This window comes from uncultured Oscillibacter sp., assembly GCF_910587525.1.
Lineage (GTDB): Bacteria > Bacillota > Clostridia > Oscillospirales > Oscillospiraceae > Oscillibacter.
Window position 1 is genome coordinate 1 of the sequence record NZ_CAJULS010000021.1, and the last position, 22788, is coordinate 22788.

The 22788-nt window shown below is 62.3% G+C and carries 23 protein-coding genes and 1 riboswitch; of the genes, 12 read left to right on the forward strand and 11 right to left on the reverse strand.

The window, feature by feature from the left end; all coding sequences use genetic code 11:
* The first annotated feature begins 99 nt into the window (after positions 1–99).
* Positions 100–612, forward strand: a complete 513-nt coding sequence (locus QZ326_RS03625) for a dihydrofolate reductase family protein (protein ID WP_295741263.1) — start codon at positions 100–102, stop codon at positions 610–612.
* 42 nt (positions 613–654) lie between these two features.
* On the opposite strand, the gene glyA is transcribed toward QZ326_RS03625, so the two are convergent.
* From glyA to QZ326_RS03645, 4 genes are all read right to left on the reverse strand, one after another.
* Positions 655–1902 carry a serine hydroxymethyltransferase gene (gene glyA, locus QZ326_RS03630; RefSeq protein WP_295741266.1) on the reverse strand — a complete coding sequence of 416 codons (1248 nt, stop codon included), beginning with the start codon at positions 1900–1902 and terminating at the stop codon, positions 655–657.
* A 134-nt stretch (positions 1903–2036) separates the two neighbouring features.
* Positions 2037–2624 carry a 5-formyltetrahydrofolate cyclo-ligase gene (locus QZ326_RS03635; protein WP_295741268.1) on the reverse strand — a complete coding sequence of 196 codons (588 nt, stop codon included), beginning with the start codon at positions 2622–2624 and terminating at the stop codon, positions 2037–2039.
* Positions 2621–3838 (reverse strand): DNA polymerase IV, encoded by a 1218-nt coding sequence (locus QZ326_RS03640; protein WP_295741271.1) that lies wholly within the window; start codon positions 3836–3838, stop codon positions 2621–2623. Before QZ326_RS03640 ends, QZ326_RS03635 begins: the two co-directional genes overlap by 4 nt.
* 304 nt (positions 3839–4142) lie before the next feature.
* The gene (locus QZ326_RS03645) at positions 4143–4838 is read right to left on the reverse strand and encodes an ECF transporter S component (RefSeq protein ID WP_295741275.1); all 696 of its coding nucleotides are present in this window, start codon (positions 4836–4838) and stop codon (positions 4143–4145) included.
* 104 nt (positions 4839–4942) lie between these two features.
* A riboswitch (FMN riboswitch) is annotated at positions 4943–5068 on the reverse strand.
* A 429-nt stretch (positions 5069–5497) separates the two neighbouring features.
* On the opposite strand from QZ326_RS03645, the gene QZ326_RS03650 reads away from it, so the two are divergent.
* The gene (locus tag QZ326_RS03650) at positions 5498–6607 is read left to right on the forward strand and encodes a KamA family radical SAM protein (RefSeq protein ID WP_295741277.1); all 1110 of its coding nucleotides are present in this window, start codon (positions 5498–5500) and stop codon (positions 6605–6607) included.
* A 38-nt stretch (positions 6608–6645) separates the two neighbouring features.
* Here the strand turns inward: QZ326_RS03650 and QZ326_RS03655 are convergent, their stop codons facing one another.
* Together QZ326_RS03655 and QZ326_RS03660 are read right to left on the reverse strand one after the other, a co-directional pair.
* The gene (locus QZ326_RS03655; RefSeq protein ID WP_295741278.1) at positions 6646–7167 is read right to left on the reverse strand and encodes a spore maturation protein; all 522 of its coding nucleotides are present in this window, start codon (positions 7165–7167) and stop codon (positions 6646–6648) included.
* The gene (locus tag QZ326_RS03660) at positions 7164–7748 is read right to left on the reverse strand and encodes a spore maturation protein A (RefSeq protein WP_295741281.1); all 585 of its coding nucleotides are present in this window, start codon (positions 7746–7748) and stop codon (positions 7164–7166) included. The genes QZ326_RS03655 and QZ326_RS03660 overlap by 4 nt, the downstream gene beginning before the upstream one ends.
* Before the next feature lie 140 nt (positions 7749–7888).
* Between QZ326_RS03660 and QZ326_RS03665 the strand changes: the two genes are divergently transcribed.
* Positions 7889–8131 (forward strand): AbrB/MazE/SpoVT family DNA-binding domain-containing protein, encoded by a 243-nt coding sequence (locus QZ326_RS03665; protein ID WP_295741283.1) that lies wholly within the window; start codon positions 7889–7891, stop codon positions 8129–8131.
* A gap of 111 nt (positions 8132–8242) precedes the next feature.
* On the opposite strand, the gene rsmI is transcribed toward QZ326_RS03665, so the two are convergent.
* The 3 genes from rsmI to QZ326_RS03680 form a co-directional block, all read right to left on the reverse strand.
* Complete coding sequence (rsmI, locus tag QZ326_RS03670) at positions 8243–9109, reverse strand: 16S rRNA (cytidine(1402)-2'-O)-methyltransferase (RefSeq protein ID WP_295741285.1); 867 nt, start codon at positions 9107–9109, stop codon at positions 8243–8245.
* Positions 9106–9837, reverse strand: a complete 732-nt coding sequence (locus QZ326_RS03675) for a tRNA1(Val) (adenine(37)-N6)-methyltransferase (RefSeq protein WP_295741287.1) — start codon at positions 9835–9837, stop codon at positions 9106–9108. The genes rsmI and QZ326_RS03675 overlap by 4 nt, the downstream gene beginning before the upstream one ends.
* Before the next feature lie 88 nt (positions 9838–9925).
* Entirely contained in the window at positions 9926–10219 is a 294-nt protein-coding gene (locus QZ326_RS03680; protein ID WP_295741289.1) for a hypothetical protein, read from the reverse strand.
* Between the two features lie 118 nt (positions 10220–10337).
* Here QZ326_RS03680 and QZ326_RS03685 point away from each other — a divergent pair, with 118 nt between their 5' ends.
* Complete coding sequence (locus QZ326_RS03685; protein ID WP_295741295.1) at positions 10338–10796, forward strand: helix-turn-helix transcriptional regulator; 459 nt, start codon at positions 10338–10340, stop codon at positions 10794–10796.
* A gap of 50 nt (positions 10797–10846) precedes the next feature.
* Here QZ326_RS03685 and QZ326_RS03690 read toward each other — a convergent pair whose 3' ends face one another.
* The gene (locus tag QZ326_RS03690; RefSeq protein WP_295741298.1) at positions 10847–12631 is read right to left on the reverse strand and encodes a sigma-54-dependent transcriptional regulator; all 1785 of its coding nucleotides are present in this window, start codon (positions 12629–12631) and stop codon (positions 10847–10849) included.
* Positions 12632–12875: 244 nt separating this feature from the next.
* Between QZ326_RS03690 and QZ326_RS03695 the strand changes: the two genes are divergently transcribed.
* From QZ326_RS03695 to QZ326_RS03730, 8 genes are all read left to right on the forward strand, one after another.
* Positions 12876–14147 carry a four-carbon acid sugar kinase family protein gene (locus tag QZ326_RS03695; protein WP_295741300.1) on the forward strand — a complete coding sequence of 424 codons (1272 nt, stop codon included), beginning with the start codon at positions 12876–12878 and terminating at the stop codon, positions 14145–14147.
* Entirely contained in the window at positions 14141–15295 is a 1155-nt protein-coding gene (locus QZ326_RS03700; RefSeq protein ID WP_295741303.1) for an iron-containing alcohol dehydrogenase, read from the forward strand. The genes QZ326_RS03695 and QZ326_RS03700 overlap by 7 nt, the downstream gene beginning before the upstream one ends.
* Before the next feature lie 34 nt (positions 15296–15329).
* The gene (gene dapA, locus QZ326_RS03705) at positions 15330–16235 is read left to right on the forward strand and encodes a 4-hydroxy-tetrahydrodipicolinate synthase (protein ID WP_295741306.1); all 906 of its coding nucleotides are present in this window, start codon (positions 15330–15332) and stop codon (positions 16233–16235) included.
* 23 nt (positions 16236–16258) lie between these two features.
* Positions 16259–17338, forward strand: coding sequence for a 4-hydroxythreonine-4-phosphate dehydrogenase PdxA (pdxA, locus tag QZ326_RS03710; RefSeq protein ID WP_295741308.1), 1080 nt, complete (start codon positions 16259–16261; stop codon positions 17336–17338).
* Positions 17339–17409: 71 nt separating this feature from the next.
* Positions 17410–18507, forward strand: a complete 1098-nt coding sequence (locus QZ326_RS03715; protein WP_295741309.1) for a TAXI family TRAP transporter solute-binding subunit — start codon at positions 17410–17412, stop codon at positions 18505–18507.
* Between the two features lie 137 nt (positions 18508–18644).
* Positions 18645–20627, forward strand: a complete 1983-nt coding sequence (locus QZ326_RS03720) for a TRAP transporter fused permease subunit (RefSeq protein WP_295741311.1) — start codon at positions 18645–18647, stop codon at positions 20625–20627.
* A 110-nt stretch (positions 20628–20737) separates the two neighbouring features.
* Complete coding sequence (locus QZ326_RS03725; RefSeq protein WP_295741314.1) at positions 20738–21898, forward strand: exo-alpha-sialidase; 1161 nt, start codon at positions 20738–20740, stop codon at positions 21896–21898.
* A gap of 12 nt (positions 21899–21910) precedes the next feature.
* Positions 21911–22258 (forward strand): 2-dehydro-3-deoxyphosphogluconate aldolase, encoded by a 348-nt coding sequence (locus QZ326_RS03730; RefSeq protein ID WP_295741317.1) that lies wholly within the window; start codon positions 21911–21913, stop codon positions 22256–22258.
* 104 nt (positions 22259–22362) lie between these two features.
* Here QZ326_RS03730 and QZ326_RS03735 read toward each other — a convergent pair.
* The coding region (locus tag QZ326_RS03735; RefSeq protein WP_295741319.1) for an isocitrate/isopropylmalate family dehydrogenase at positions 22363–22788 on the reverse strand (426 nt) is incomplete at its 5' end.

Below are 22788 nucleotides of genomic sequence, written 5' to 3' on the forward strand. Positions count from 1 at the left end.
AAAAATAGGTGGTGCCAACATCTGAGACACACTCTCCTGAGTGTGTCTCTTCTTTCTTTGAACAGATGAGAGGAAAGAGAAATGGAGCGAAAGGTTATTTTGTATATTGCCATGAGCCTGGATGGTTATGTTGCAGACAGCACAGGCGGAGTGGACTGGCTGGGAGGCTGTGACCCGGCATATGAAGGAGATTACGGCTATACGGATTTCTTTCAAAACATCAGCACGGTTCTTATGGGCTGGAATACCTACCATCAGGTGGTGACAGAGCTGGCGCCTGGGGAATGGCCCTATGATGGAAAGGAGACCTATGTGCTGACGCACCGGAAGATACAGAGGCAGTCTGGCATTTCCTTTGTGGATATGCCGGTCCCAGAACTGGTCCGGAGGCTGAAGACACAGGAAGGCAAGGACATTTGGATTTGCGGCGGTGCGAATATTGTGAGCCAGCTGCTGCCCCTGGGATTGATCGACGAATTTCATCTAAGCCTTATGCCGGCTCTCCTTGGAGGCGGAACAAGTTTGTTTCCGGAAGGTGAACTGCACAGACTGAAACTTGTTTCCACAAGAGAAGAAAACGGCGTAGTGGAGTGTATTTACCGGAGAGTGTGAACAGGACCGTGGGGCAAACGCCTCACGGTCCTTTCGCTTGTTTTACTGATAGATGGGAAACTTTTGGCAGAGCGCGTTCACTTGCTGCCGGACCTGTTCTTTACAGCCCTCAAAATCCCGGGCCGCCATGGCCATCCACTGGGCGATCTGTACCATCTCAGGTTCCTTAAAGCCCCGGGAGGTGACGGCAGGGGTGCCTACCCGGATGCCGCTGGTGACAAAGGGCTTCTCCGGATCGTTGGGGATGGCGTTCTTGTTCACGGTGATCTGAACCTCGTCAAGCCGGCGTTCGAACTCCTTGCCGGTGATGTGGAAATTCCGGACATCCACCAGGCACAGGTGATTGTCCGTGCCGCCGGACACCAGGCGGAAGCCCTGCTTCACCAGCTCCTCCGCCAGGACACTGGCGTTTTTCACCACCTGCCGGCCATAGGCCTGGAATTCCGGCTTCAGCGCCTCTCCCAGGCACACCGCCTTGGCGGCGATGATATGCTCCAGAGGGCCGCCCTGGGTGCCGGGGAAGACGGCGGAGTTGATTTTCTTGTACATGGCCTCGTCATTGCACAGGATCATGCCGCCCCGGGGACCCCGCAGGGTCTTATGGGTAGTGGTGGTGACTATGTCGGCATAGGGGAGGGGAGAAGGATGGACCCCGGCGGCCACCAGCCCCGCAATGTGGGCCATGTCCACCATCAGAAAGGCTCCCACCTCGTCGGCCACAGCCCGGAATCTGGCGAAGTCAATGGTGCGGGGGTAGGCGCTGGCGCCGCAGACGATCAGCTTGGGGCGGCAGGCTCTGGCGGTCTCCAGAAGGGCGTCATAGTCGATGGTTTCGGTGTCGTTGCTGACACCGTAGGGCACAATGTTGAAGTATTTTCCGGAGATGTTCACAGGGCTGCCGTGGGATAGATGGCCGCCGTGGGCCAAATTCATGCCCAGGATGGTGTCGCCTGGCTGGACCAGGGCGAAAAAGGCGGCCAGATTGGCGTTGGCGCCAGAGTGGGGCTGGACATTGGCGTAGTTACAGCCGAAGAGCTGGCAGGCCCGCTTACGGGCGATCTCCTCAGTGACATCCACGGCGTAGCAGCCGCCGTAGTAGCGCTTGCCGGGGTAGCCCTCGGCGTACTTGTTGGTGAGGCAGGTGCCCATAGCGAGCATTACAGCAGGACTCACCAGATTCTCTGAGGCGATAAGCTCAATATTGCGGCACTCCCGGGCGAACTCCTCCCGGATGGATGTGCCAACCTCGGGGTCAAATTGGGAGATATAGTCCATAGTCTGCTGGATCATCAGGGAATTTCCTCCTTTGCTGACAGTGAAAGTATTACCTCTATTGTAGGCGATGAGGCTCTTTTTAACAATGGCATATTTTCACCGGAAATTCCCCGGTATCTGTGGGGATATTGGCGTTTTTTACAGCGCTGTTATCCCAGACGGGCCGGAACGCCGTCCTCATACAGCCCCCGCTCCGTCACCACCCAGGGAACAGGGTAGTCGTGGGGCTCCACAGGAATCTCTTCCCGGATCAGCCGCTCCCGGCACAGCAGCACGGCGCCGCCCCGGTAACGGGTCAGAAAGCGGTCGTAGTATCCGCCGCCATGGCCCAGGCGGCGCCCGGCATGGTCGCAGGTGACGCAGGGCAGAATGGCAAAATCCACCTCGTCTGTCTCGACGGGAACGCTGTCCGCGGGGGGCTCCAAGATGCCGAAGGTCCCGGGGGACAGCCGGGCCAGATCGGTAATCTGCCGCAGCTCCATCTGTCCCGGGCCGGTGCACCGAGGTACGCAGAGGACCTTTCCGGCGGCCAGAATATTCTCCAGGATGGGCCGGGTGTCCACCTCCGGCCCAAACCCCACAAAGCAGAATACCGTCCCGGCGGCCAGATACTCCGGCATGGCCAGCAGATGGGCGGCGATGGCCCGGCCGGATTCCTCCAGATACCGGGGGGAGAGGCGGGCCTCCAGCTCCCGCACGGTGCGGCGGAGACGCCGCTTTTCCTCCTGTCTTGTCATGGCAGAGGGTCCTCCTCTCGATGATCAGGCCGGGACGCGCCGAAGGCGATGGCGTCCGCGCCGAATTTTCCCCGGATACGGTCCATGGCGGCCTCTAGTTTTTCCTGCCGCTCCTTTTTGGGAAGAGCCGCCGTGTTGAACAGGTCCACCTGTTCGTAGGCCGTGTCCTCCGGGGACAGGTGGATGGCGGTGACGGCCAGGGCCCGAATGGGGGCCGGGGGCTGCCACAGCTCCGTTGTCAGGTTCATGGCGGATTCCATCAGGTCCCGGATGAGATGGGTGGGGGCGGCAAACTGCCGCTGGCGGGAGCGGTCGTGAAAGGCCGGGTCCCGAACGGTGACCTGGACGCCTCCGGCATACAGCCCCAGGCGGCGCAGGCGGGTGGCCACGGAGTCCGCCAGCACGGCGGTGCCCCGCCGCACCTCTTCCCGGGTGGTAAGATTTTTGGGAAAAGTGGTGCTGTTGCCCACGGACTTCACCGGCTCTGCCTCCGCCCGGGAGCGGACGGCTTCCCGGTCCAGGCCATTGGCGTACTCGTGGAGCTGGCCCCCCATCTTGCCCATAAGGGTCTCCAGCATCTCCCGGCGGCAGGCCGCGAGCGCCCCGATGGTGTCCACCCCATACTGATGCAGAAGCTTCCGGGCTGCGCCGCCCACGTACAGCAGATCCCCCACCGGCAGGGGCCAGACGATGGACTGCCAGTTTTCCCGGGAGATCACCGTGGTGGCGTCCGGCTTTTTGTAGTCGCTGCCCAGCTTGGCAAAGACCTTGTTGAAGCTGACGCCAACGGACAGCGTCAGGCCCAGCTCCTGTTTTATCCGCTCCCGCAGAGTGTCTGCCAAAACTCTGGCGTCCCCGCCGAAGAGGTGAAGGGTGTGAGTTACGTCCAGCCAGCTTTCGTCAATGCCGAAGGGTTCCACCAGATCGGTGTACTGGTCGTAAATGGCGTTGACTTTGCGGGAGTACTGGTGGTACAGGCCGTGGTGAGGCGGAAGCAGCACCAGGCCGGGACACTTCTTTTTGGCCTGCCAGATGGTCTCCGCCGTCTGGACGCCGCATTTTTTGGCGGGCTCGTTTTTGGCCAGGATAATGCCGTGGCGGGAGGAGGGGTCCCCGCAGACCGCCGTGGGAATCTCCCGCAGGTCCGGGCGGCTCAGCAGCTCCACAGAGGCGTAAAAGCAGTTCAGATCGCAGTGCAGAATCACGCGGTCCATGGTCGGTCCTCCTCTCCGGCAGATGTTTTCCCTATAATAGCACATCTGTTCTCGTTTGAAAAGAGGGAGAAACAGGAAGTACCCAACCTGGCAGTTTGCCATCCGTAATTTTGGCTTTGCGGCCGCGATTCTGCGGGGGCGGGGCTCTGCCTCCGCCCGCTTTCCCGAAAACGCCAGGGTTTCGGCAGAGGGGCCGGGACAGAGCCCGGTCCCTGCATAAAATCTGCAACATCTCCAAACAGGAAAGAGGCGGCGTGCCGAAACACGCCGCCTCTTTCGGAAAGGAAAGGGTATGGACAAAAAATCAGATGATGCCCATGAGCACCAGGGCGATGGTCACGAAGGTGGCCAGCACCGCCAGGGAGAACAGCAGGAACCCGGCGTTGAAGCGCTTGCTCTCCACAATGGTTTGGGACTCCGGCGCCAGCTTGGCCCGGCGCAGCGCGGTGACCACGGGCTTGTAGAGCACCAGAATGAGGCCCATGTTCAGCCCGCCCTTGACCAGGTTGAAGGGCAGGAACACAGTGGGCAGCATCCCCGCCACCACCTCCCGGGGAATGCCCTGGTAGAAGGGGGTGATGAGGTAGTTCCACAGCAGCATCACCGCCACCTGGGCGATGACGCCCAAAGTCAGGCCGGCGACGGCGCCCTTTTTGGTGTGCATCTTCTTGTAAACAAAGGCGGCGGTGCAGCAGAAGGAGGCAGTGGCCAGCACATTCATGATGCAGCCGATGGGGCCGGTGTCGCTGACGGTAAGCATCTCGATGACCGGCAGCACCACAGAGATGGTGGCGGCGGCCAGAGGGCCGAAGAGGAAGCCGCCGATGGTGATGGCAGTGGCCTGTACGTCCAGCTGGAGGAAGGTGTATACCTGAGGCAGCATCTTGCTCAGGAGCATCAGTATGTAGGCCACGGCGGTGAGCATGCCCAGAGAGGTGACGGTCTTGACGTTCATGCGGGCGCGGGGACTGGAGACGACGGTGACATTGGGTTCGGACATAAAAATACACTCCTTTGATCTGTTTGAAAACACCTGGACGCTTTGACTTCTCTCCAGGTGAACAAACAGCAAAGGAGCGCGCAAACAGCGCACGGCCTCGCCGCACTCATCTTCTTCCATCCCGACTATACGGTTGGTCCCGGAGTTTCACCGGGTCAACGGAGGCCTTACGGCCGCCGGTCGCGGACTGTACCGCCAGTGGGGAGTTGCACCCCGCCCTGAAGACAAAGGATTCAGTTGTTTTCTGGGCATAGTATACGACACTCTTCCGGAAAATGCAACCCCTAATTTCAAGAAATTTAGGCGGCGGCGGTCAGCTGGGAGTACATATGTGGGGTAAGCTGTTAACATTTAGTTAAAACCGCAAAATTCGACTTGCGCTGCTGGAGTTTTTTTGCTATAATATATAAAAAAATCAATGGAATATTCGGAGGCATATTATAGGAGCGCGATGGAAGAAGGCATAAATACCGTTGGAGGCAATCTGACTGTCAGGATTTGAAGGTCTCACTCAACATCATTTATGTAAGCGTGTAAGCCGGGCCCGCGGGCCAGTTTATGCGCGTTTTCTTTTTTCTGTATTCATGCCTGGGCCGGGAAGGTCTCCGGCGGCGAATGCGGAGTTTTCTTTTTAGCGCTAAATGAAAGGCGGTATGTGTATGAGCTGGCAGAATGAATTGAGGAACAGTATCAAGACGGCGGAGGAGCTGGCCCCCATCCTGGGCTGGACGGCGGAGGAGAGGGCGCGGCACGCGGAGGTCCTGGAGCGCTTTCCCATGCTGATTACCCCCTACTACCTGTCCTTGGTGGACCCCAAAGATCCCGACGACCCCATCGGGCGGATGTGCATACCGTCTCTTGAGGAGCTGAACGGGGGCGGGTCCTTTGATACCAGCGGCGAGGCGGACAACACCAAGCTGGAGGGGATGCAGCACAAGTACTCCCAGACGGTGCTGCTGCTGTCTACCAACCAGTGCGCCATGTACTGCCGCCACTGCTTCCGCAAGCGGCTGGTGGGATTGAGCGAGGAGGAGCTGAACAAGCGGGTGGACGAGGTGGTGTCCTATGTAAAGGACCACCGGGAGATCTCCAACGTGCTGGTCTCCGGCGGCGACGCCCTGCTGAACCCCAACCACATTCTAGAGCGCTACCTCCGGGAGCTGAGCGCGGTAGATCACCTGGATTTCATCCGCTTCGGCTCCCGGGTGCCGGTGACCCTGCCGGAGCGCATCTACGGCGACCCGGAGCTGCTGGACCTGTTCGCGGAGTACGGCAAAAAGAAGACTCTGTGTTTGGTGACCCAGTTCAACCACCCGAGGGAGTTGACGGAGGAGGCCCGGCGGGCCGTCCGCAGCCTGATTGACCGGGGCGTGCTGGTGCGGAACCAGACGGTGCTGCTGCGGGGTGTCAACGACAGCGGGGAGGTCTTGGGAGATCTGCTCTCCGGCCTGACCCGGTGGGGCGTGGTGCCCTATTACATCTTCCAGTGCCGGCCGGTCACCGGTGTTCACAGCCGCTTTCAGGTGCCGCTGAACGAGGGTATCCGCATTGTGGATGAGGCCAAGTCCCGGCAGAACGGCTTTGGCAAGGCGGTGCGCTATGCCATGAGCCATCCTTTGGGTAAGATTGAAATTTTCTGCCGGATGCCTGGCGGAGAAACGGTGTTCAAGTTCCACCAGAGCAAGTATCCAGAAAATTCCGCCCGGGTGTTCACGGCCAATTTGTCCTCCACGGACACTTGGCTGGATGGTGAGCTGAAGGGCATGTGACGAAAAAAACGCACGGAGCTTTGCTCCGTGCGTTTTTCCTATGTCCCGAAAAACAGACGCACGGCCAGGGCAGAGGCGGCAAATCCGGCCAGATCGGCGGTGAGGGCGGCTGGAATGGTGTGGCGGGTCTTGTGGATGCCCGCCGCGCCGAAGTAGACGGCGATGGTGTAGAAGGTGGTCTCCGTGCTGCCCAGCATGACGGCGGCCACCCGCCCCGTGTAGCTGTCCGGGCCATAGGCGGCCATCAGCTCGCTGCCCACCGCCAGGGCACCGCTGCCGGACACCGGACGCACCAGCATCAGCGGCGCGGTCTCCGGAGGAATACCCAGCAGATTCAGTGCCGGCGAACAGAGGGCGGACAGCCACTCCATGGCCCCGGAGGCCCGAAACATGGACACCGCTGTCAAAAGCCCCACCAGGGCAGGAATGATCCGCAGGAGGACGGAGAGTCCGTCCGCCGCCCCGCGGGTCAGGGCGGCGTACACGTCCACCCGCTTTCCCAGGCCGTATGCCGCCACCAGAGCCAGCAGCAGGGGCACCACCAGGGAACTGAAATTCATGACCGCCTCCGATCCGGCAGGGAGAGAAGCCGGGCGGCGGTCAGCCCCGCCGCCACTGACAGCACAGAGGTGAGCCACACTGCCGGCAGGATGTCAAAAGGGGCGGCGCTGCCTGCGGCGGCCCGGAGGGAGCCTACAGTGGCGGGAATCAGCTGGATGGAGGCGGTGTTCAGCACCACCAGGGTGCACAACTCGTCGCTGGCGGCGCCATGGCAGCCCCGGGCCATCCGTCGGGCGGCCTGAATGCCCAGAGGCGTGGCGGCGTTGCCAAGGCCCAGGAGATTGGCGGAGACGTTGGCAGACACCGCCGCCAGAGTCTCGCTGTCCCGGCTGGCGTTTGGCAGCAGCCGCCGCAACAGAGGCCGGAAGGCCCGGGCCAGTCCCGCTGAGAGGCCGCAGGCGTTCATCACCTCCATCACTCCAGACCACAGGCACAACACGCCTGCCATGGAGATCCCCAGCCGCACGGCGGAGCCGGCCCCCTCCAGGGCGGCAGCGGACACCGCGTCCAGATTGCCGGTGAAGAGGGCAAATGCGAAGGAAAAAATTACCATTCCAGACCAGACCCAAGCCATTGCCATGGAAAAACCTCCCTAAAACTACAAAAAATTGTTAATTAAATTTGAATTTTTTAGATATTGATTGACATATCAAGACTATGTATGATATTGTCTAGTCCAGTCGAAATGTAAACAAATGTGGGCGAAAGGAGAAATTCAAAGTGAAAGCGACAGGAATTGTGCGAAAAGTCGATGAACTGGGGAGAATTGTACTGCCCATTGAGATGCGACGCACCCTGGACATCGCGGAGAAGGACGCATTGGAAATCTATGTGGAGGGCTCGTCCGTCATTCTGAAAAAGTACAAACCCAGCTGCCTTTTCTGTGACGGAACCAAGGACATTGCGGTGTTCAAGGGTAAAAATGTGTGCCCCAGATGCCTGCGGGAGTTGAAAGCACTGTAAGCGCTGCCACACTTACGGAAACTAGTGAAACAAGACGACTGCGCAGTAACAATTGAAAAAGCAGCGCGGCGTGTTACGCCGCGCTGTGTATTTTTGCAAAGCTGCCGGTTCTCAACTTTTTTTACGGTAACCGCCGCTCTCTTGGCGCTCCTGCTCCAGGGCGGCGGCGTAGAGCTCATTTTTGGAAAGGCCTGTCTGCTCCGCCACCTCCCGGGCTGCCTCCTTCAGGCGGGCGCCCTGGGCCAGCAGGGCCAGCACCTGGGCCGTGCCCTGGGCCAGGGTGACGGTGGCCCCTCTGGTCCGCTCCCGGCCGGCCACCACCAGCACGTATTCCCCCCTGGGGGTGTTGGTCTCATAGTGGGCCGCCGCCTCCCCCAGCGTGGTGCGCCAAGTCTCCTCGTGGAGCTTGGTCAGCTCCCGGCAGAGGGTAATCCGCCGCTCCGGGCCGAAGACGGCGCAGAGGTCCGCCAGAGTGGTCCGCAGCTTGTGGGGAGCCTCGTGGAAGATCATGGTGCGCTCCTCGCCTTTGAGGCTCTCCAGGCGCTCCCGGCGGCTCTTTTTGTTAACGGTCAAAAAACCCTCAAAGGTGAACCGCCCTGTGGGCAGGCCGCTGACCGCCAGGGCGTTTACCGCCGCGCAGCACCCGGGGATGGAGAGAACCGCCACATCGTGCTCGCCGCACAACCGCACCAGGTCCTCCCCGGGGTCGGAGATGGCGGGAGTGCCGGCGTCGGTCACCAGGGCACAGCTCTCCCCCGCCAGAAGCCGGGCCAGGATGGCCTGCCCGGCGGTGGCGTGGTTGTGCTCGTGGTAGCTCACCAGGGGCTTTTTGATCTGGAAGTGATTCAGTAGCTTTACGGAGACCCGGGTATCCTCCGCCGCAATGAAGTCCACGGCCTCCAGCGTCTCCACCGCCCGGGGAGAGAAGTCCCCCAGGTTGCCGATGGGCGTGGCCACCAGATATAACGTGCCGCTCATGGCATGTCCTCCTGTCTGAAATAGATGCGGTCCAGCTCCTCCGTGGGGCGGCCCTCTGCCGTTTCCAAAATCAGCGGCGGCTCCCAGGAGAGGCCCGGCCTGCCGCCCCGGCGGGCCTCCGCCAGTATCAGGGAGGGGGCGTCTCCCGCCCGCCGCTCCACAGTCCGCAGCCGCTTGGGCTCCAGGGCGGCGGCGCGAAGGGCGCAGAGGAGGTCCGTCAGACGCTCCGGCTTGTGGACCAGGCAGAACGCCCCGCCCCAGCGCAGCAGCCACCCGGCGGCCCGGCACACGTCCTTCAGGGTGCAGGCGGTCTCCGCCCGGGCGGTTTGCAGGGCGGGAGCCGGGGAGAGCTTTCCGGTGCCCGCCGGGTAATAGGGGGGATTGCACACCACGAGGTCAAAGCCCCCGGCGGGAAGGAGAGCGCGGATGTTCCGCAGGTCCCCCCGGCAGACAGTGAGGCGGCCTTCCAGGCCGTTTTCCGCCGAGGCCCGCTCCAGAAGCGCCGCCGCCTCCGGCTGGAGCTCCACGCCAGTGACGGTGAGGTTTCCCTGACGCTGGAGCAGCAGAAGGCCCAGCAGCCCCGTGCCGCAGCCCAGGTCGCAGACCCGGAGGTTCGGTTTCAGCCGGGGCAGCGAGGAGAGGAGAAACGTGTCCGTCCCCGGGGGAAAGAGGGCGTCGTCCCGGACGAAGCGGTATCCGCCGGGTTTCAGGGATTCCCAGTGCTCCACGAAGCGTCCCTCCTCTCCGGTTGGCCTGTGCGGATGTCAATGAGCCGGAGTGCGTACCGGTACGGCTGGTCCCGGTCCTTCGGGCCGGTCATGTGCCGCCGTCCGGCAGCAGCCATTTTCCGAGAATATGATACGCAGCGGTCATTCCCGGAGGGGCGGCCGCCAGGACCCGAAGGAAGACGCCGGCATCCCGCCCCGGGCCATAGGCCTCCGCCAGGCACAGGCCCATCAGGCCGCAGAAGGTGAAGGTGTTCAGGGAGAATCTTATGCTTCCCAGGGGAAAGGCGAAACAGCATATGAAGGGGGTGTACCCCAGCGCCAGGGTCCGGGTGAGGACCGGGTGCTCCCGGAAAAAGCGGGGCGCGTATTTCAGCTTCAGCATGGCGCTCCCTCCCGTCAATTCAATGGTTCCATGATACCACACCGCTCCGGCGGTTGCAAGAGCCCGGTTCTCTGTGTTACAATGGGAGCGGAAAACTGACCGCAAGGAGGATCACCGTATGGTCACCATGGCACAGCGCATTGAACAGCTCCGGAGCGAGCGGGGGCTCAGCCGTCCCGCCCTGTCCGCCGCCCTGGGGTTCCCCCGGATGGCGGTGGAGAAATTCGAGACCGGCCGCCAGACCCCCACCCAGGACCAGCAGGAGAAGCTGGCGTCCTTTTTCGGCGTGTCCGTGCTCTATCTGCGGGGGGAGAACAACGACCGCGTCCGCATGGACGACTGGATGGACGGGGCCTTTCTGGACCAGCCGTCTCCGGCGCCGGAGGCGCCCCGGCGGGCAAAGCCCGCTCCCGCCGCCCCGGCAGGGGAGGGCACCATGTTTGACGCTTTTCTTACCAGCAAGAAATTCCAGGAGAGCCTGCGGGGCGCTGTGCTGGAGGTCCTGCGCTCTCCGGAGGGCCAGGAGCTTCTGGCCAAGGCCGTCCGCCGGGAGATGACAAAGGGAAAGCGGGACTGAAAAACCGCGAAATACAGGGAGCCATTGCAGCGCAGCGGCTCCCTGTATTTCTATTTTTTTAAGAGCCGCCATAGGGTGGTCCGGCTGATCCCCAGGCGTTTGGCGGCGGCGGTCTGGTTGCCGCCGGTCTCCTCCAGCACCCGCAGGGCCACGTCCTGGTTGATCTCCTCCAGGGTGCGGCCCAGGTCCAGCGGCACGGCGGCGTTTTCCGCCCGGAGGGAGAAGATGCCCATGTGGCGCTCTTTTTTCAGCACCTCCCGCACGCTCTCCGCCGTGATGACCTGCCCGGCGGCAGTGACGGCCAGGGCTTTGACGACCCGGCGGAACTGGGTGTAATTGTGGGGCCACTGGAAATTTTGCAGCAGGGAGGTGCCCTCCGGCTCCATCCCCACGATCTGCTGGGGGATGGCGGCGTTGAGATGGCTGAGGGAGAGGTTTACAAGGGTGGGGATGCGCTGTGGCATGGACCGCAGGGGCGGCAGATACAGCGAAAGACACCGGAGCTTGTCCAGAAAGAGGGACCCGGCGGCAGAGACGTACTCTCCCGGCTGGCAAACACAGGAGAGGATCACCCGGTTCCGGCGGCAGACCTCCATCTCCAGCAGCACGGCCAGCAGCTGCCGCTGCCGCTCCTGGGAGAGCACATCGATGCTGGAGAAATAGAGGGTGCTGTCCTGGTCCGCCAGGGGGGAGTTGTGGTGTTCCAGCAAAAAGGCCCAGCTCCGGTCATTGAGAAGGCTGCAGTTAATGGAAATCAGAGGGTGATTTTGCAGGGAGCTGTGCATATAGAGAAAGTAGACAATGGTCTCCTTTCCGGTGCCGTCCTCCCCGGTGACCAGAACCGGAGCCCGGCTCTGGTTGATCTGGGCGATCTCGTTTTGAAAGCTGCTGATGGTCTCGGCAAAGCTGAAGACACTGTCGTCAAAGGCCCGCTCCGCCTCAGAGCAAGAGGAGAAGCGGATGCCCGACTGGTTGGGGGAGAGGGGGGTTTTCCGGGCCTCCAGAAAGAAGGCGGTGTAGACGGCGCTCCCGGAGCCCACCTGCCGGATGCGGATGGCGTAGAGCATGCCGCCCAGATTCCGGGTGATCCGCCGTTCCACGTCCCGCTGGGACTCCGGCAGCTCCCGCCGCAGCATCTCCAGCAGCTCCGGCACCGGGGCGTCCAGAGTGGAGAGGAAGAGGTTTCCGTCCTGGTCGAAGACCACGGTCTGACTGATCTGGCCCCGAATCAGCGAGCGGAGGAACAGGTTTTCCTCCCGCAGCTGCCGGCGGCTGCCGCAGATGGCCAGAGCCTGGTCAAAGGCCTTTCGGATGCTCTCTACCGAGGAGGCCACCAGGAAGGAATTCATCCCAAGGCGTTTGGCGGTGTTGTTGGCGAAGGTGTCACACAGCAGGGCCTGGAAGCGGCCCTGCCGCAGCTCCAGCAGGAGGGGCTCCACCATGTCGTGGGTGTCATAGGTGCGGATATCCATGCTGAAATTCATAGCCTTGCACAAAAGACGGGCGCTCTCAGCGATACTGGGGGCGGCCACAAAGGCAATCTCGCCGCTGAGGCTGCCCGCCAGCTTCAGCGTACATAAAAGGTCGTACATGGAGACCTCAATTTCCACCACGGGGATGGACAGGTCCCGCCGCAGCATAGTGGCAGTGTCGCCGCGGGAGATGACCACGTCGTAGTTCCCGTGAAAGTTGGCCTTGGCGATCTCCAGGCCCAGCTCCCGGTCGCCCACAAACAGGGACAGGTCCATCTGCGGGTACTCCTCTGCCAGGTTGGACATGAGGGTTTTCATCCCCTCGTAGGGCGCAATGCCCAGTACACGAATCAATGTGTCCATAGGCCCCTCCAAATATGTTTAATATTTAAACATATTATAACAAACGCACAAAAAAATCGCAAGTCTTTTTCGATGCGTTTCAAATATAAACGATTTGGGGAGGAAGAAAGTTTGCGGAAATGACAAGAGGTCTATAAAATAATGCCAAAGAAAGGGCGGGAACGCAACGTTTTTTGAGGAAAATGCCAGTAAGAAGAGCGGTCCAAAAAATCCGTTTCAAAAATGGACGCATGAGAGGTGCTGCATGGCAAGGTTGTTGATGATTGCAGATGATTTTACAGGGGCGCTGGACACGGGGGTGCAGTTTGCCGCCCGGGGGGCCAGGACCTGTGTGGTGACGGAACCGGAGTATGATTTTTCCCGAGCCGGCGGAGAGATTCAGGTGCTGGTGCTGGATGCCGAGACCCGGCACCTGCCGCCGGAGGCGGCCTACGGCGTGGTGCGCCGGGCGGTGGAGGGGGCCCTGTCCGCAGGGTTTACCCACATCTATAAAAAGACGGACTCCGCCCTGCGGGGAAACGTGGGCGCAGAGCTCTCGGCGGTGCTGGACGGCGCCCGGGCGGAGAGCATTCCCTTTCTGCCGGCCCTGCCCAAGATGGACCGGGTCACCCGGGGAGGCGTCCACTACATTGGCGGCGTGCCAGTGGCGGAGAGCGTCTTCGGTCAGGACCCCTTTGAGCCGGTGAGGGCTTCCAGCGTGCCGGAGATCATCGGTGCGCAGACGGACCGGCCGGTGGTGCTCCACGGCCTGGGAGAGCGCGCGGCGGAGCGGTGCCCCGGTATCCACGTCTACGACGCGGAGACGGACCGGGATCTGATGGAGACCGGGCTTCGGCTGGGAGGGGAAGGACTTCGGCTCTCCGCCGGATGCGCGGGTTTTGCGGCGGCCCTGGCGGAGCTCCTGGACCTGCGGGGCGCTCCTCCGGTGCTGCCGGACCTGGTGCCCGCCCTGCTTGTGGCCTGCGGCAGTGTGAACCCGGTAACGCTGCGGCAGATGGCGGTGGCGGAGGAGCACGGTTTCCCCCACATCCGCCTGAAGCCCCCACAGAAGCTGGAACCGGCCTGGCTGGAGAGTGCGGACTGCGCCGCTGCGGTTGAGAAATGGCTGGAGACCGCGGAGAGAGAAAAACGCTTTATTCTGGATGTCAATGACCCCGACGGCTGTGATGATACGGACCGCTACGCCGGGGAGCGGGGCCTCACTACGGAGGACCTGCGCCGGGGCATCTCCGCCCAGCTGGGACGGCTGGTCCGGCAGCTGCTGGACGGGGGGCTGGACGCCACCATTCTCTGCACCGGCGGCGACACCCTGCTGGCCCTGATGCGGGCCGTGAAGGTGGCGGAGCTGATCCCGGTGTGCGAGCTGGACACCGGCGCGGTGCTGACTGACTTTGTGTACAGGGGAAAGACCCATCATATTATTTCAAAATCCGGCGGCTTTGGAGAACCGGACCTGTTTTACAGGCTGGCCCTGTCTCTGGGCGCCGGGGATCAAGAGGAGGATGCAGTATGCTGACCAAGTACGAATTGAAGATGCCCCATGCGGTTTACAGCGGCGAGGACGCCCTGGGGCGGATTCCGGAGATTTTCGCGGCCAATGCCGTGAAGCGTCTGGTGGTCTTCACCGACAAGGGCATTGAGGGCGCGGGGCTTCTGGACTTCCCCATGGCTGAGGTCAAAAAGACCGGCGTGGAGACCGTGGTCCTGGACGACCTGCCGGCGGAGCCCAGCTACATGGAGGCCCAGAAGCTGGTGGACCAGTGCAAGGAGTGCGGCGCGGACTTCATCATGGCAGTGGGCGGCGGCAGCGTCATGGACACCGCCAAGCTCGCCAGCATCCTGATGACCGACGAATACGGCATCAAAGAGCTGCTGGACACCCCGGGCAGAGCCCGGAAGTGCATGAAGACCCTGATGATCCCCACCACCGCCGGCACCGGCTCCGAGGCCACCCCCAACGCTATCGTGGCCGTGCCTGAAAAGCAGCTGAAGGTGGGCATTGTCAACACGGAGATGATCGCGGACTATGTGATTTTGGACGCGGTGATGATTAAGAAACTGCCCCGGAAGATCGCCGCCGCCACCGGCGTGGACGCCCTGGCCCACGCCATCGAGTGCTACACCAGCAATAAGGCCAACCCCTTCAGCGATGTGTTCGCCCTCCAGGCCCTGGATATGATCTTGAACAACATCGAGCGGGCCTGCGACGACCCCGAGGCCATGGACGCCAAGAACACCATGCTTCTGGCCAGCTTCTACGCCGGCGTCGCCATCACCGCCTCCGGCACCACCGCTGTCCATGCCCTGAGCTATCCCCTGGGCGGCAAGTACCACATCGCCCACGGTGTGTCCAACGCCATCCTGCTGGCTCCCGTCATGCGGTTCAACGAGCCTGCCTGCCGTCCCCTGCTGGCCAAGGCCTATGACCGCTGCCTCCGGGGGGGCGCACAGACCGAGGAGGAGAAGAGCGCCGCCGTCATCGCCCGGCTGGAGGAGATCGTCAGGCACCTGGACATCCCCACCAGCCTCACCGAGTTCGGCGTGCCCCGCGAGGATTTGGAGGCCCTGGTGGCCTCCGGCATGGAGGTTACCCGCCTGCTGGTGAACAATATGCGTCAGGTCACCCCCAACGATGCCCGAAAGATCTATCAGGAAGTTCTCTGAATCCGGCAGGAATTTATATAAGGAGCGTGCGAACATGAAGCAGGTTGAGATCAAAGGGATCATCCCACCGGTCGTCACCCCCATGAACCCCGCGGACGAAAGCGTCAACATCCCCGAGCTCCGCAACCAGATCGAGCGGCAGATCGCCGCCGGCGCCCACGGCATCTTCCCCTTTGGTACCAACGGCGAGGCATACATCCTCAGCATGAAGGAGAAGGAGGAGATTCTGGAGGCCACTGTGGACCAGGTGAAGGGCCGTATCCCCGTCTATGCCGGCACCGGCTGCATCTCCACCCGGGACACCGTGTACCTCAGCAAGCGGGCCGAGGAGATGGGCGCGGACGCGCTGTCCATCATCACCCCCAGCTTTGCCGCCGCCAGCCAAAAGGAGCTGTACGACCACTACTGCGAGATAGCCAGGCATGTGAACATCCCCATCGTGCTCTACAACATCCCCGCCCGCACCGGCAATAAGCTACTGCCGGAGACCGTGGCCAAGCTCGCCCGTGACGTGGACGTCATCATGGGCGCCAAGGACTCCAGCGGCGACCTGGACAACCTCAAGGCGTACATTGAGCTCACCCGGGACGCCGGAAAGGACTTCGCCGTCCTGGCCGGTAACGACGGAAACATTCTCCCCTGCCTCAAGGCCGGCGGCGCCGGCGGCGTGGCGGGCCGGGCCAACCTGTGGCCCAGGACCATCGCCTCCATTTACGATTACTTCGTCTCCGGCGACTTGGAAAAGGCCCAGAAGGCCCAGGACTCCATTGTGGCCCTCCAGCGGGTGTTCAAGTTCGGCAATCCCAACACCATCATCAAAAAGGGCGTGGCCATGATGGGCTACCCCGTGGGCGACTGCCGCAGGCCCTTCAACTACCTCTGCGACGAGGGGATTGAGGAGCTGAAAAAGGTTTTGGAAGAGACCAAAGACCTCGGCTGACAACATATTAAGGAGGAGTACATATGAACAAGCCAATCTTAGGCATCACTATGGGAGATCCCTTCGGCAATGGCCCGGAGATTACCGTCAAGGCCCTGGCGGACAAGACGGTCTATGACCGCTGCCGTCCCCTGGTCATCGGCGACGTCACCGCCATGGAGTACGCCGCCAAGGCCGCCAAGAGGGTCTCCGGCATTGATATGAAAGTCCGGGCCATCAAGGCCGTCGGCGAGGCCAATTACGAGTACGGCGTGATCGACGTGTATGACATGGGGATTGTGAAGGTGTCCGATATCCCCGGCGACCCCGGGAACCCCAAGCCCTTCGGCCTGGGTGCAACGGCCCTGGGCGGCGAGGCGGCCTTCCAGTACGTGAAGAAGGTTATCGAGCTGGCCATGAACGGCGAGGTGGACGCCACCATCACCAACGCCCTGAGCAAGGAAGCCATCAACATGGCGGACCACCATTACAGCGGCCACACCGAGATCTACGCCGACTACACGAATACCTCCAAGTACACCATGATGCTGGCCCACGAGGAGCTCCGGGTGGTCCACGTCTCCACCCATGTATCCCTCCGGGAGGCCTGCGACCGGGTGAAGAAGGACCGGGTCCTAGATGTCATCCGCATCGCCAACGCCGGCTGCAAGGCCATCGGCATCAAGGAGCCCAAGATCGCCGTGGCCGGCCTGAACCCCCACTGCGGCGAGAACGGCATGTTTGGCCGGGAGGAGATCGAGGAGATCCAGCCCGCCATCGACGCAGCCATGGCCGAGGGCATCATCATCCCCGAGAAGAAGCCCACCCCGCCGGACACCGTCTTCTCCAAGGCGTTGGGCGGCTGGTACGACATCGTGGTGGTCATGTACCACGACCAGGGCCACATTCCCCTGAAGGTCAAGGGCTTTGTCTACAACAGGGCCGAGGGCCACTGGGACGCTGTGGCCGGCGTGAACGTCACGTTGGGCCTGCCCATCATCCGGGCCAGCGTGGACCACGGCACCGGCTTCGGCCACGCCGGCGACGGCCACGCCAACGAGCTCAGCCTGGTCAACGCCATGGACTACGGCATCCGCATGGCCAACGCCAAGGCGGAGGGCTGATCCCCTACTCTATCTTTGACCGGCCCTGCCGGAGAAGAATAGCCACCAAAAATTTGAAAGGAAGAAACACCATGAAAAAAGTATTTGCTCTGATCCTGACCCTGGCGATGGTGCTGAGCCTGGCCGCCTGCGGCGGCAATGACCAGCCCGCCAACAACGACACCCCCGCCAACAACGGCACCCCCGCCAATACCGACGCTTCCGCCCCCAGCGGCGAGCAGAGCACCGAGATCTCCGGCAATGTGGACCTGACCTTCGCGGCTCAGGAGGTGGGCACCGCGGCCTATAACTACGCCGCCGCCATCCAGACCGCCATTGTGAAGGAGATCCCCGGCGCCAACATCAGCATCACCACCACCTCTCCCGGCGGCGTGGGCGCGCCCGTCATCGTCAACGGCGGCGCTCAGTGCGACATTGTCATGTCCAACTCCGCCCCCGCCAAGTGGAGCATGGATGAGGGCATCCTGGGCAACGCCCCCACCCCCGACATTTGCGCCATTGCCGGCGGCCTGGGCCATGACTTCGTCAACGTCATGTTCACCCAGAAGTTTGTGGACGCCACCGGCATCACCACCGTGGAGGACCTGGTGGCCCAGAAGTATCCCGTAAAGCTGGTTATCAAGACCAACGGCACCTTCGGCGAGCTGGCCGCTGAGAAGGTTTTCGAGGCGTGCGGCGTAACGTTGGAGGATGTTGCCTCCTGGGGCGGCGTGGTTGAGAAGACCGGCGGCGACGCCATCAAGAGCGGCCTGCAGGACGACCTGTACGATATGACCATCGACCACATCGGCGCCGGCCAGGCCAACACCTCCGAGCTGTGCCTGACCCACGATATGTACGACGTGCAGCTGGGCGAGGAGACCATGGCCAAGATGGTGGAGATGGGCTATGACTATGTTACCGTCGACGCCAACACCTGGAACGGCCAGACCGAGGAGATCAAGACCGTGGGCTCCCAGCAGGTAATTCTGGTGCCCACCAGCCTGGACTACGCCGTGGCCTACCACATGGCCAAGGCCGTGTGCGAGAACAAGGCCGACCTCGCCAGCGCCGTGGCCGCCATGAGCTACTTTGATCCCGAGACCGCCGGCACCCTGACGCTCACCGGCGTGCCCCTGCATCCCGGCGCCGCCGCCTACTATGAGGAGATGGGCTACGCCCACGGCTGATTCCGGCATACATAGCGTACGGGCCTGAGAGGCCCTGACACGAAAACCCAGGGTCCGCCGGGGAACGAGGGCTTCCCCGTCCCCCGGCGGACCCGTTCCACACCATCCACGTACACCTGAGGAGGGGTATCGAAATAATGGGAAAGAAACTTGAATGGAGGCAGATGGCGGCGATTGCGCTGACAGTGGTGTTTTTTCTGTTCCAGATGTATCTGGCACTGATCAAGCAGCTTCCCACCCTGCTGCAGGCGCCCATGCACCTGCTCTTTGCCCTGGCACTGGTCTATCTCTATAATCCGCCTGATAAGAAGTACCGCAAAAAGCTCCAGAAGGAAAAGGGCGGCGCTGTCACCGAACAGGAGCTGAACAGGTTCGCCTGGTCCCGCTGGATTGACCTCGCTGTGGCGGTCTGCATCGTCTTCCAGGTCTACTACATCATAACCCGCTACCAGTCTCTAGTGGACCACGTGCTGTTTATCAGCCCTGTGGACGCCGTTGACATCGCCTTCATGGTCATTACCGTGGTGCTGCTGCTGGAGGCCGTGCGCCGTACCCTGGGCGGCATTCTCTTCGGCTTCATCCTGCTGTTCATTGTCTACGCCTGGACGGCCCAGTATCTGCCGGGCATCCTCTACACCCGGGGCAAGCCCGTGGCCGCCATGCTCAAGCAGTTTGCCGAGGGCATGACCATGAGCACCTCCGGCATCTTCGGTTCTCCGCTCCAGACGTCGGCCAACAGCCTGTTCTACTTCATCGTCTTCGGCGCCTTCTTCTCCGCCTTCGGCGGCGGCCAGCTGCTGATTGACATCGGCATGAAGGCCTCCAACAAGGGCTCCGGCGGACCGGCCAAGGCCGCCGTCATCTCCTCCGGCCTCATGGGCATGATCTCCGGCTCCGCCGTGGCCAACGTGGCCACCACCGGCGTTATGACCATTCCTATGATGAAGAAGGTGGGCTACGAGCCCGAAGAGGCCGGCGCCATCGAGGCCGTGGCCTCCACCGGCGGACAGGTCATGCCTCCCATCATGGGCGTGGGCGCCTTCATCATGGCCGAGATGCTGGGCATCTCCTACGGCCGCGTGGCCACCGCCGCCATTATCCCCGCCGTGGCCTACTACTTCGCCGTGTTCGTCCTGGTGGACCGGCTGGCCGCCAAACGGGCCAGCCGCCTGGACGGTAAGGCCGACACCACCATCAAGGTGGAGCGGAAGATCCTCCCCCGCCTGTACCTGCTGCTGCCCGCCCTGATCCTGGTGGTATTCATCGTCCGGGGTGCCTCGCTGATGCGGGCCGGCACCATGGGTATCTTCTCCTGCCTGGTCTGTGATGTCATCAGTTACTTCGTGGGCGAGAAGAAGGACTTCGTGGGCCTCAAAGGCATCTGGGAGTGCTGCATGGACGGCGCCAAGCAGGCCGCTGAGATCGCCATCCCCACTGCCGCCTGCGGCATCATCATCAACGTGGTCACCGGCCAGACGGCCCTGGCCACCAACCTCTCCGCCGTTATCAGCGGCCTGGGCACGGATATGCTGTTTGTGGCATTGCTGATCGGCATGGTGGGCTGCATGCTGCTGGGCATGGCCCTGCCCACTGTGGCGGCATATCTTGTGGGCGTCATCCTGTTTGTGCCCTGCATCCGTCCCATCCTCATCGCCAGCGGCATGGCCGATGCCACCGCCAACCTCTGTGCCAACATGTTCGTGTTCTACTACGGCATCATGGCCCAGATTACCCCGCCTGTGTGCGTGGCTTCTTACACCGCCGCCGGCATCGCTGACGGCAACGCCATGAAGACCGGCATCAAGGGCTTCCTGTTCTCCATGGTGGGCTTTATGGTGCCTTTCGTGTTCGTGTATAACCCCGCCATTCTGCTGGAGGGCACCATGGTGGAGATCATCCTGGGCGCGGCCATGCTGCTGGTGGGCACCTTCTTCCTGGCCACCGTGGTCTCCGGCTACTTCAGCATGGACCTGAGTGTGGTGGAGCGGGTGCTGCTGTTTGTGGCGGCCATCTGCCTCATCAGCCCCGAGATCATCACCTCCATTGTCGGTATCGTCCTGGGCGTAGTGCTCCTGATTCTGAACACCGCCCGGAAGAAAAAAGCTGTGACGGCCGCCTGACCCCGATGTGCGCGAAATGATCCGCATCCCCCTGCGAAACCGGCGGGCGGAACGGCCCGTGGCCGTTCCGCCCGCCTTTTCCTCAGAATTCAACAAGAAAGGCTGATTGTATGAGCTATCCTGTTCTGCCCGGACTGACCACTGACGGCGTGCTCTACCAAAATTTGGAGATGGGCACCGTGGAGGCTGTCATCCCCCCCGGCGTCCACCCCACCTGCCACTCCCCCGCCACTCTGGAGCTCCCCAACGGAGACCTTCTGTGCTGCTGGTTTGCCGGCACCTATGAGGGCAGTGCCGACGTCCACATTGTTTGCGCCCGCCTGCCCAAGGGAGCGGACCGCTGGACAGAGCCCGTGGACATCTCCGGCGACCCGGAGCGCAGCGAACAGAATCCCTCTTTGTTCTACGGCCCTGACAATGCTGTCTGGGCCATGTACACCGCCCAGAAGGACCGGCAGGCGGGGAAGGACAACATGCAGTTCACCTCCCAGGTCCGCCTCCAGAAAAGCGCTGACGGCGGATTGACCTGGGGTCCCTACGAGACCGTCTTCCCCCGGGAGGGCACCTTCTGCCGCCAGGCCATCCAAGTGCTGTCCAACGGCCGGTGGATCTTCGCCAACTGGCTGTGCACCGACTCCGTGGACGGCCTCTCCGGCGATCCCACCGCCTTCCAGATCTCCGGCGACCAGGGAAAGACCTGGCGCCAGGTGGATATGCCGGGGAGCAACGGAAGGGTCCACGCCAACGTGGTGGAGCTGGAGAACGGGCATCTTGCGGCTTTCATGCGGGACCGTGAGGCGGCCAATATCTACCGCAGCGAGTCTTTCGACTGGGGTGACAGCTGGTCTGAGCCCAAGCCCACGCCTCTGCCCAACAACAACTCCAGTATCAGCGCCATCAGGCTCCGGAGCGGGCGGATCGCCATCGCCTGCAACCCCACCTGCACGCCGGAGCCCACCCCCGGCAAGGCGGCCTGGCCCGGCCTGCGGTGCCCCGTGGCCGTGGCCCTCAGCGAGGACGGCGGCCTGACCTTCCCCATGATCCGCTGGATGGAGCGGGGTGAGGGCTTCATGGGCGACGAGAACAGGACCAACAACAAGCAGTACGAGTACCCCCACATCATGCAGAGCGCCGATGGCCGCATCCACCTGACCTACGCCGCCTTCACCCGCAAGGCCATCAAGTATGTCAGCTTCACCGAGGAGGACGTCATGGGGGCCAAGCGGGAGACCGTGGGCCTCTACAACCCCACCGCGGCTCAGTCCAGATGAGGGGAGCCGGTCATGGAGAACAAATTTGAGCTGGCCCACCTGGGCATCAACACCCCGGACCCGGGGACGGCGCTGGAGCTGGCAAAGCTCCTGAGCCTGGTGTTCAACCTGAAGCCCCGCCACGGACAGAAATCCGAGTTCGCCGGGGAGTATTTTGAGTGCATGAAGTCCCCCTTCCTGGGGCAAAACGGCCACATCGCCATGCGGACGCCGGATCTGGACGCCGCTGTGGCGGAACTGAAGGAGAAGGGCTTTGCCCTCAAGATGGAGACCGCGGCCTACACCGAGGACGGCAGGCTGAAAAACATCTATCTGGACGATGAGTTTGGCGGCTTCGCCATCCACATCATGCGGGGATAGCCCCCGGCCCGTGAGAGAAAGCACCCATGAAAAGAGGTCCGGCACCTGCGTGCCGGACCTCTTTTGACTTGCTGCAAAACCGCCGGACAGACAGATTCTAACCCTCAGGCCAGCCGGGCGGCGATGGCGTCCAGGAATTCCCCGCTGTCCGCGCCACGGGCCCGGAAGCCGGGTTCCACCAGGGGCAGGAGGTCCTTTGTCATTACGCCGTCCTCCAGGGTCCGGAGGGAGGCGGCCTCCAGCTGTTCGCCGAATTTCACCAGATCCGGAAGATTGTCCAGCTCTCCCCGGCGCTTCAGGGCGCCGGACCAGGCGAAGATGGTGGCCATGGGATTGGTGGAGGTCTTTTCGCCTTTCAAATAGCGGTAGTAGTGCCGGGTGACGGTGCCGTGGGAGGCCTCGAACTCCATGGTGCCGTCGGGGGCCACAAGGACGGAGGTCATCATGGCAAGGCTCCCGAAAGCGGCGGCGATCATGTCGCTCATCACGTCGCCGTCGTAGTTTTTCAGCGCCCAGATGAAGCCGCCCTT

Excerpts from the sequence above, each read along its gene's own strand:
- glyA (WP_295741266.1), bottom strand. The coding sequence starts at position 1,902 with ATGATCCAGCAGACTATGGACTATATCTCCCAATTTGACCCCGAGGTT.
- QZ326_RS03635 (WP_295741268.1), bottom strand. The coding sequence starts at position 2,624 with ATGACAAGACAGGAGGAAAAGCGGCGTCTCCGCCGCACCGTGCGGGAG.
- QZ326_RS03640 (WP_295741271.1), bottom strand. The coding sequence starts at position 3,838 with ATGGACCGCGTGATTCTGCACTGCGATCTGAACTGCTTTTACGCCTCT.
- QZ326_RS03645 (WP_295741275.1), bottom strand. The coding sequence starts at position 4,838 with ATGTCCGAACCCAATGTCACCGTCGTCTCCAGTCCCCGCGCCCGCATG.
- QZ326_RS03650 (WP_295741277.1), top strand. The coding sequence starts at position 5,498 with ATGAGCTGGCAGAATGAATTGAGGAACAGTATCAAGACGGCGGAGGAG.
- QZ326_RS03655 (WP_295741278.1), bottom strand. The coding sequence starts at position 7,167 with ATGAATTTCAGTTCCCTGGTGGTGCCCCTGCTGCTGGCTCTGGTGGCG.
- QZ326_RS03660 (WP_295741281.1), bottom strand. The coding sequence starts at position 7,748 with ATGGCAATGGCTTGGGTCTGGTCTGGAATGGTAATTTTTTCCTTCGCA.
- rsmI (WP_295741285.1), bottom strand. The coding sequence starts at position 9,109 with ATGAGCGGCACGTTATATCTGGTGGCCACGCCCATCGGCAACCTGGGG.
- QZ326_RS03680 (WP_295741289.1), bottom strand. The coding sequence starts at position 10,219 with ATGCTGAAGCTGAAATACGCGCCCCGCTTTTTCCGGGAGCACCCGGTC.
- QZ326_RS03685 (WP_295741295.1), top strand. The coding sequence starts at position 10,338 with ATGGTCACCATGGCACAGCGCATTGAACAGCTCCGGAGCGAGCGGGGG.
- QZ326_RS03690 (WP_295741298.1), bottom strand. The coding sequence starts at position 12,631 with ATGGACACATTGATTCGTGTACTGGGCATTGCGCCCTACGAGGGGATG.
- QZ326_RS03695 (WP_295741300.1), top strand. The coding sequence starts at position 12,876 with ATGGCAAGGTTGTTGATGATTGCAGATGATTTTACAGGGGCGCTGGAC.
- QZ326_RS03700 (WP_295741303.1), top strand. The coding sequence starts at position 14,141 with ATGCTGACCAAGTACGAATTGAAGATGCCCCATGCGGTTTACAGCGGC.
- dapA (WP_295741306.1), top strand. The coding sequence starts at position 15,330 with ATGAAGCAGGTTGAGATCAAAGGGATCATCCCACCGGTCGTCACCCCC.
- pdxA (WP_295741308.1), top strand. The coding sequence starts at position 16,259 with ATGAACAAGCCAATCTTAGGCATCACTATGGGAGATCCCTTCGGCAAT.
- QZ326_RS03715 (WP_295741309.1), top strand. The coding sequence starts at position 17,410 with ATGAAAAAAGTATTTGCTCTGATCCTGACCCTGGCGATGGTGCTGAGC.
- QZ326_RS03720 (WP_295741311.1), top strand. The coding sequence starts at position 18,645 with ATGGGAAAGAAACTTGAATGGAGGCAGATGGCGGCGATTGCGCTGACA.
- QZ326_RS03725 (WP_295741314.1), top strand. The coding sequence starts at position 20,738 with ATGAGCTATCCTGTTCTGCCCGGACTGACCACTGACGGCGTGCTCTAC.
- QZ326_RS03730 (WP_295741317.1), top strand. The coding sequence starts at position 21,911 with ATGGAGAACAAATTTGAGCTGGCCCACCTGGGCATCAACACCCCGGAC.